Genomic DNA, 1,138 nt, shown 5'->3' with positions numbered 1-1,138 from the left:
CGATCCCAGGCACCCCGCCCTGGACCGCGAGCCGCTACCACGTGGACGCGCTGACGGATTAGTGGGCCGACCCGGTTCGCATCTGCCGCCGGTGTGGCTACCGTGAACACCGTGAGCTGTAACCGGGTAGGGCCGCTTGTCCTGGGGGCGATCGCGCTCGTGCTCGCCGGCGTCACCCAGCCGGGCGCGGCGGTGGCCGCGCCGACCACCGTGGCGGAGGCGCCCAGGATGCCCGAGGGCGCACAGCCGCAGCTGGCGTCCGACCCCGCGCAGCTGGCCGACGACCTGGTCGCCGACGAGCATGCGCTGCGTGACCCGTCGACGGCCGAGCCGGCGCTGACGGCGGCGGCCAAGCGCCAGCAGGCGGCCTATCGCGCCATCGGGCTGCACCCCGAATGGGATGCGACCACGCGACCGCGAATCCCGGCGCCGCTCCTCGATGTCTACGACCGCAACGTGGACGCCCGCCGGCAGCTGACCGCGATGACGCCCGTGCGGGACACGCTGCCCGCGTGGCGCATCGAGCCGCCGGCCCCGGCCGACGAGTTGCTGGGCTACTACCACCAGGCGGAGGCGGACTCCGGCGTGGGATGGAACTACCTGGCCGCGATCAACCTCATCGAAACCCGGCTCGGCAGCATCCACGGCGTCAGCACCGCCGGCGCACACGGACCCATGCAGTTCCTGCCCGCGACGTTCGCCAGCTACGGGCAGGGCGGCGACATCGACTCACCCCGCGACAGCATCATGGCGGCCGGGCGCTACCTGGCGGCCAACGGCTTTGCCAACGATCGCGATCACGCCATCTACCAGTACAACCACGCGAACCAATACGTCCGCGCCGTCGACCAATACGCGGCGCTGCTGGCCGCCGACCCGTCGACCTTTGGCGCCTACTACCGGTGGGACGTCTACTGCCGCACCACCGCGGGCGACGTGTTGCTCCCCATCGGCTACGCTGCGACGTCGCCGATCCCCGCCGCGGACTACGTGGCGAGTCATCCGCAGTAGCGCCTCGCTACGCGGCCGGTTTTTGTCGGACCCTGTTGTGATGATGGGGTTATGTTTTCGACGCCGCCTCCGTTGGGGGTGAACCATAAGAAGCGCCTGGAGGTGCTTTTTGAGGAGTTGTCGGAGT

General features: G+C 70.2%; 1 protein-coding gene. It reads left to right on the top strand.

Features of this window, described 5'->3' with window-relative positions; all coding sequences use genetic code 11:
- The first annotated feature begins 111 nt into the window (after nucleotides 1-111).
- On the top strand, nucleotides 112-1,011 hold the full coding sequence (locus A5673_RS28050) for a transglycosylase SLT domain-containing protein (protein ID WP_369806536.1): 900 nt from the start codon (nucleotides 112-114) through the stop codon (nucleotides 1,009-1,011).
- The last annotated feature ends 127 nt before the right edge of the window (nucleotides 1,012-1,138 follow it).

Source organism: Mycobacterium sp. E3198 (assembly GCF_001667015.1).
Classification (GTDB): domain Bacteria; phylum Actinomycetota; class Actinomycetes; order Mycobacteriales; family Mycobacteriaceae; genus Mycobacterium.
This window is presented reverse-complemented; position numbering and strand designations above follow the sequence as displayed.